Below are 6,959 nucleotides of genomic sequence, written 5' to 3'. Positions count from 1 at the left end.
CCGTGGTTGGCTTGCCAACTGCAGGGCTACCGAAAGCCCGCCCTGTACTGCGAAGCAGTCAGGGCCGGGTAGTTTACGTTCCGTTGGGCGCTCCGGCATCTGTGGCGGCTCCGGCTCCAGCGGACGGGCAGGCATCTGTGGCGGCTCAGGCTCCGGCGGGCAAGGTGGGAGATCTGGCCCCCTCAGGAGGAGAGCAATCGGCTGGGGTAAAACAACGTAGGGATAATAGTCTTCCCGAACGTACCTTAAGATGGGATGCGAGTGCCTGTCGTGATCTTGCATGCTTGAGCCTCCAGATAAGTTCCCTTGGAATCCAGTTTGAAAAGACTTTGGAAAAGGGATCTTCAAAGAGGCCCTTGAAGGGGTAGGAAGCAAGCAAATGCGCGAACCGACGTCGTGGCCTGTCTACATTGTCGGGGCTGGCCCCGGGGATCCGGAGCTGATTACCCTGCGGGGGCAAAGACTGCTGGCGGAAGCCGATGTAGTGTTCTACACAGGTTCTTTGGTGCCAGAGGGAGTGCTGGCCCATTGTCGCCCTGGGGTTGAGGCCATTGACACCCGCTCCTTCACGCTGGAAACGCTGCTGCCGCAAATTGTGGAACGGGTCAAGGCGGGGCGGCGGGTGGTGCGGCTGCAGGATGGGGATCCCTGCCTTTACGGCGCTCTGCACGAGCTGCTGATCCGGCTGGCGGAGGCAGGGATCCCTTTTGAGATCGTGCCGGGAGTAAGCGCCTTTCAATTGGCAGCCGCCCGTTTGCAGGTGGAGTTGACCATACCCAAGTTGGTACAGACGATTATCCTCACCCGCGCCAGCGGTCGCACCCAGGTACCGGAAGCAGAAGCCCTGGCCAGTCTGGCAGCCCACCGCGCCTCTTTGTGTCTATATCTGAGCGCCCGCCACGTAGAACAAGCGCAGGCAGATCTGCTGGCTCACTACCCCGCCGATACCCCGGTTGCCGTTTGTTATCGCTTGGGTTGGCCGGACGAACAGATCTGGCTGGGATCCCTGGCCGAGATGGCCGCCCTCACCCGGCAAGCCGGCTTAGAACGCACAGTGCTCTATCTCGTCAGCCCTGCCTTGAAAGGCTTGTCAAGCTCCAGATCTGCCCGCTCGCGGCTCTACAGCCCTGACCACACCCACCTCTTCCGTCCCAGAATGGGCCGGCAGCCCCGTTTGTAACAGGCTCTTTCAGTATATTGACGGACTCCGGCAGATTGAGCACAATGAGGCAGCAAGATGAGGTCAGAGGCCTTGACTTCTGGCGAGGGGGTACTCGTTTTTGCCGAGAGAAGTGGATCCCTCTTGGATTGGAGTTGTTACAAGACCATTTTTTCACTCTCTAACTTAACTTTGCGAACTCTAACTTTATGGCTGGCTCATCTGCTGCTCGCAGCGTGGAAACCCTGATCAAGGCTCTGCAGAAGGCCCTGGCCCCCCTGCCAACCCGTTCGGCCCTGAAGCAAGATGTCCTTTACCTCATGGTGGATCTCCCACGGCAGGGGATGTTTAGCCGCTCTATGGTGTTGCATCGAGTTGCCAGCCAATTGGGGGGCTTGCCTGTGCAGGGAGTTAGCCAACTGGTGGTGTACGGTCGGCTTCAGGGGGAAACACAGCCGCAGTGGAAAAAAGTCTTCTACTTGTCCTCTGGGGAAAGCAGTGCCGATGCCACGCAGATTGTATTACCGGGCACCAAGATTTCTGAGATCAAGGTGCTGGAGGCCCAAAAACCTGTTGTGGATCCCGACCACAACTCCGATTTTCGCAAAGTTAAAACTCTGGGGGCACCGGTTCCCAAAATTCAGAAAGAGCGCTGGCCAGAAGCGGCTCCAAGCCAGGCCTCGGTTGGCCATGCCCCTTCCCAAGACGGGATCCCGACCCCTCTGCCTACAACTGCTCGCCCCAGTTCTCCTATCGACGTTCTGGCCAACTTTCCGACACTTGATCAATGGTTGCACAGGCCTGCTCTAAGGCCCTTCTTGGGGGGAGCTCTGGCTTTGTCTCTCCTGCTGGGGGCTGGGTTGGTGGTGCGCTCTTTTGGGCAAGCCGATGTTCCTGCCCGAGCCAGATCGCTGGGGCTGGGGATCCCGCTGTTGATCTTGGCTGCAGGGGGGGGCTGGCTGGGTTGGCAAGGCCGGCGTGCCATCAACACCTTTGAGCGGGAGGGATCCCAGGATCCCTTTACAGAAGGGCTGTCCTTTTTACAGGCCAATCCAATGCCTGAGGCGGTGGAGCGGTTTCGGGAGGCCGTGCGGCAACAGCCGAATCATGTCGAGGCCCACGTTGAGCTGGCCCATCTGTTGGCGAAAACCAACCGACTGCAGGAGGCATTGAGCCACTACCAACAGGCCAAACGCCTGAACCCGAACTGGAGCGGCATCAACACCCACCTGGTGGAAACCCTGAAGGCCCTGGCGCGGCAGTGGTTGGCCCAGCATCAGCCGCATGAAGTCTTGATCCATTTGCCCGAAGCGCTGCCCCTCACCCAGGGATCCGCTCAAGCCGAGATCTTCAGCCTGCTCGGCCAAGCCTGGGCAGAGAAGGGCAACTGGGCAGAAGCGTTGGCCCAGCAACAAAAGGCCCTGGGGTTGGATCCCCACTTCAGCGAGGCCCATCTTTGCGTTGCTCAAGTTCGCCTCAAGCTGGGGCAATGGGACGAGGCCATCGATTCCTGTTGGGCTGCTTTGGAGTTGAATGATCGCCTGGGCCTGGCCCACGCCGTGATGGGACAAGCGCTGATGCGCAAAGGACAGCTAAAAGCGGCAATCGCAGCCTTCCGAACTGCCCTCAGCCTGGATCTCGCTCCTGAGTTGGCAGCCGGTGTGCGGGTGGATCTGGGTTTGGCAATGGTGCATGCAGGTCATCTGGCTCAAGCCAGCCAGGAGTTCAGCCAGGTGATCTTCAATGGCCAGTTCAAAAGACAGCAGGCTCGCGCCTACTACGGTTTGGGTCTGGTGTTGGCAGGCCAAGAGCAATACAGCGAAGCCATCAAGAACTACCGGCGGGCTTTGGAGCTGGCCCCCGATCTGCACGCAGCGATGGCCGCCACTGGCCTAGCCTACTTGGGGCCCAAACAACGGGATGCCTCTGGGCGCAAGTTCATCCAGCCCCAACAGTTGCAGCAGGCTATGCAGCAGTTTGAACAGGCCCTCCAAGGAGATTCAGAGTTGCCGGAAGCTCACTTTGGCCTGGGCGAAGTGGCGCGCATCAAGGGGGATCTAACCTCGGCGGAGGCCAGCTATCGACGGGCCATTCGCAGCAATGGCAGCTATGGAGCAGCTCACTATCGTCTGGGATCCATCCTTGCCCGCCAAGGCAAGCTGGAGCAGGCCATTGAACACTTTCGCTCGGCTTTGGAAATCGCTCCCAACTTCTCCGAAGCCAGAGTGAGCCTGCAACGGCTTCTCTCCAAACAGATGGAAGAGGCCCATACCGGCCTACTCGTCCCGTAAGGTGGGATAGGATCTTCCAGTTAAGGTTCTCTCAACCCATGACACCAACGCCAGGTTGGGTGGTCAGCCCTGCAACCGCCATCCAGCTCATCCAACAAGGGGCAACGCTTCTGGATGCACGCAGTGCGGAATTGCAAGCCGACGGGATCCTGAAGGGTTCAATTCCGGTGAACTGGACGGAGTTTACTCAACCAGAGGCTGCAAACAGCGGCAAGCTGTTGGCAGATGATGCCCTTCTCACCGAAAAGCTGCAAGGCATTGGCGTGTTTCGGGAGCGTCCGGTGGTGGTGGTGGCCGATCCGCTGCGGGGCTGGGGAGAAGATGGACGAATGGTTTGGATGTTGCGCAGCTTGGGTCATCCCCAGGCAGTCATGGTGGACGGGGGCTATCCGGCCCTGGTGAAGGAGGGAGTGCTGACCACAACCCGACAAAGCGCCGACGAACTGCAACGGGGCGACTTTGTAGTGCGGCGAACCGACCGGTGGAACATCGACCGGGACACTCTGCGGGCCAGCCTTGGCTCCGACCGTGTGGCCATCCTCGACAGTCGCGAAGCCCAAGAATACGAGGGAGCCACCCCCTATGGTGAGGCGCGCGGTGGGCACATCCCCGGTGCTGTGCATCTCTACTACAAGGAGCTGATGGATGCGGCGGGATCCCTGTTGCCGCCCGCTGCAATTCACGCCCGCCTGCAAAAAGCCGGGATCCCTCCGGAAGCCGAGATCATTGCCTACTGCACAGCTGGGGTTCGCGCCGCTTGGGTCACGGTGGTTTTAACCCACGTGGGCCGGCAGGCCAAAAGCTATTCCGGTTCCATCCTGGAATGGGCGGCCGGGGATCCCCAGCGGTTCCCGCTCCAGCCATGAGGGGATCCCTGCCCACTGTGATCTTGGCCGGATGTGGCTATGGAGCCATCGACGCCTTGCGGGCGCTCAAAGGGCAGGCACGGGTGATCGCCATCAACCCCTATCCCTACAGTGTTAATTCAGGCATGTCCACGCGGCTGCTGAGTGGTCGGTTTTCTCTGGAGCTGGTGCGGATCCCTTTGCTGGAGCATATTCAAGCCAACGGCGCCCAGTTTTTGCCGGGGCGAGTCACCCACATCCAACCCGAAGCTCGAACCCTGACCCTGGAGAGTGAAGCCGGGATCCAAACTCTTGCCTACGACTATCTGTTGGTGAATGTGGGCCGGGAGTTGCGCACCATTGATGGGATCCAACATGCCTTTACCATTCGACCGGCAGAACAATTGGTGGCCGCCCAAACCTGGATCCGGCAGTGCTGGCAACGGGCAGCCCAGGGGGATCGGACGCCGGGCCTGCTGACCTTTGTGGTGGCGGGAGGAGGCTGTACCGGCACAGAGCTGATGGGGGAACTCTACGATCTTTGCCGGGAAATGAGCGCAGAAACAGGGATCCCCTTGGCTCAAGCCCGGCTGATCCTGATCCATCGCCAGGCCCATCTGGTGGAGGGTTTCTCAGAACACTTCCGCCGGGCGGTGGAAAGAGAAATCCGCCGCTTGGGGGTGGAAATCTGGGCCGGATGTCAGGTGAAAGCCTTTGGGCCGGAGCACGTGTGGCTCTCGGATGGCACCGAGTTGATAGCTCAGACCCGCCTGTGGGCAGGTGGCTTCCAGGCGCCGGCCTGGTTGAGCACCTGCGGCTTGCCGACAGGGCCGACGGGATCCCTGCTCGTGGACAAATACCTGCGGGTGCAAGGCTCAGAGCACATCTTGGCGGTGGGGGACTGCGCTGACTTTGTTTGGGGATCCCGCCTCTTGCCCAAGATCGGCGTGTACGCGGTGCGCCAGGGGCCAATTGCAGCCCAAAACCTGCTGCGGCTCATCCGCGGCCAACCTCTGATCCCCTACCGACCGCAGGCCACGGTTTTTGTTTGTGTAACGGTGGGGAACCGCGTTGCCGTTGCCGAGAAAGGCAGGCTGGTCTGGCGCGGCTATTCAGCCACGGTGCTGAAGAACTTTTTTGATTGGCTGTACATGCGCAAACTTAAGCCCCTGCGCTGGCAGGAGTTTTTCTACTGACTCAAGCTCTACCAAGAACGGGGTTAAGATCAAAACCAGATGGGCCAGGTCGGGCTCGCTTCCCAAATCCTGAATATCTGAGAACTATGGCTATTCCCGGCGGCAATGGGCTATGAGCGGGTCGACTTTTGCCGACCGGCCAGAGCAGCGACCAACCAGGAGCAACAATGCCTCTAGATAACCTGCGCGGACTCTATCAGCAAGTCATTCTGGAGCGGTACAAAAAGCCCCACAACTTCGGCAGAGTGGATCCCGTCCACCGCCACCAACGTGGCCACAACCCCTCCTGTGGCGACACCATCGACCTCACCTTACAACTGGATCCCAGCCAGGAGCGGATTGTCGATATCAAATTCGAGGGGGCAGGCTGTGCCATTGCCCTGGCTTCTGCCGATCTCATGGCGGATGCGGTGCGGGGGCGCACCATCCCCGAAGCTCTGCAGTTGGTGGAGCGCTTCCAAGCCATGATGCGCGGTGGCGAAGAGTTCCCGCGGGAGCAACGGGCTTTGAACGCCATGAAAGGGGTAGCCCAATTTCCAGTGCGCATCAAATGCGCCAACCTGGCCTGGCATGCGCTCAAATACGCGCTGGAATCGCCCGAACCCCAGGCCAATGGGTCGGCCTTTGTGAGCAACGAAAACACCGACTGACCAAAAGGCGCGGCAAGCCCCGTCCTTCAGGGCGGGGAAGGATAGCGCCGACCGTAGCCGACGCCCTTTAAAAACGCAGTGCCGGCCATGTGAATATCGTTGTCATCACGCATAGGCCAAGAATACGATTGAGCGATGCAACGACTTCAAGCCTTCAAGTACGAATTGCTGCCCAACGGCCAGCAGGTGCGACTCATGCGCCGCTTCGCTGGCTCGTGCCGGTTCGTCTACAACAAGGCGCTGGCGTTACAGAAAGAACGCTACGAGTGTGGCGAGAAGAAGCTTGGCTACGCCGAGCTGTGCAAGCTGCTCACTGAATGGCGCAATAGCACAGAGACGGCGTGGCTGGGCGATGCGCCGGTTCACCCGCTGCAACAGGCGCTCCAGGATTTGGAGCGGGCTTACGCCAACTTCTTTGCCAAGCGCGCCGGCTTCCCAAAGTTCAAGAAGAAGGGCCGGCACGACAGCTTCCGCTATCCCGACCCGAAGCAGATCAAGCTTGATCAGACCAATAGCCGCATCTTCCTGCCCAAACTGGGCTGGCTGCGCTACCGCAACAGCCGAAAAGTGCTGGGTACGGTGAAGAACGTCACCGTCAGCCAGTCCTGCGGCAAGTGGTTTGTGTCGATTCAGACTGAGCGAGAGGTCGAGCAGCCGATTCCAACCGGCGGTGCGGTAGGCGTAGATATGGGCATCACCCGCTTTGCCACGCTGTCGGACGGCTCGTTCTATGCCCCCCTTAACAGCTTCAAGCGGCACGAGGCGCGCTTGCGCAAGGCACAGCAAGCGCTCTCCCGCAAAGTCAAGTTCAGCAACAA

Annotated in this window: 6 protein-coding genes; all 6 read left to right on the top strand. The window is 59.9% G+C overall.

The window, feature by feature from the left end; genetic code table 11:
* Positions 1 to 379 precede the first annotated feature (379 nt).
* Positions 380 to 1,180 (top strand): precorrin-4 C(11)-methyltransferase, encoded by an 801-nt coding sequence (gene cobM / locus NW834_RS12945; RefSeq protein ID WP_011434250.1) that lies wholly within the window; start codon positions 380 to 382, stop codon positions 1,178 to 1,180.
* Between the two features lie 188 nt (positions 1,181 to 1,368).
* Complete coding sequence (locus NW834_RS12940; RefSeq protein ID WP_414419030.1) at positions 1,369 to 3,450, top strand: tetratricopeptide repeat protein; 2,082 nt, start codon at positions 1,369 to 1,371, stop codon at positions 3,448 to 3,450.
* 38 nt (positions 3,451 to 3,488) lie between these two features.
* The gene (locus tag NW834_RS12935; RefSeq protein ID WP_414419031.1) at positions 3,489 to 4,316 is read left to right on the top strand and encodes a sulfurtransferase; all 828 of its coding nucleotides are present in this window, start codon (positions 3,489 to 3,491) and stop codon (positions 4,314 to 4,316) included.
* On the top strand, positions 4,313 to 5,491 hold the full coding sequence (locus NW834_RS12930) for an NAD(P)/FAD-dependent oxidoreductase (RefSeq protein ID WP_414419032.1): 1,179 nt from the start codon (positions 4,313 to 4,315) through the stop codon (positions 5,489 to 5,491). Before NW834_RS12935 ends, NW834_RS12930 begins: the two co-directional genes overlap by 4 nt.
* A gap of 167 nt (positions 5,492 to 5,658) precedes the next feature.
* Positions 5,659 to 6,141 carry a Fe-S cluster assembly sulfur transfer protein SufU gene (gene sufU / locus NW834_RS12925; RefSeq protein WP_011434254.1) on the top strand — a complete coding sequence of 161 codons (483 nt, stop codon included), beginning with the start codon at positions 5,659 to 5,661 and terminating at the stop codon, positions 6,139 to 6,141.
* A gap of 135 nt (positions 6,142 to 6,276) precedes the next feature.
* Positions 6,277 to 6,959: RNA-guided endonuclease InsQ/TnpB family protein (locus NW834_RS12920; protein WP_414426338.1), on the top strand; the 683-nt coding region annotated here is incomplete at its 3' end.

It is taken from the genome of Synechococcus sp. R60.1 (assembly GCF_047461835.1).
In the GTDB taxonomy this organism is placed as follows: Bacteria; Cyanobacteriota; Cyanobacteriia; order Thermostichales; family Thermostichaceae; genus Thermostichus.
Note: the sequence above shows the minus strand (reverse complement) of the source record. Positions and strands in the feature narration are given on the sequence as shown.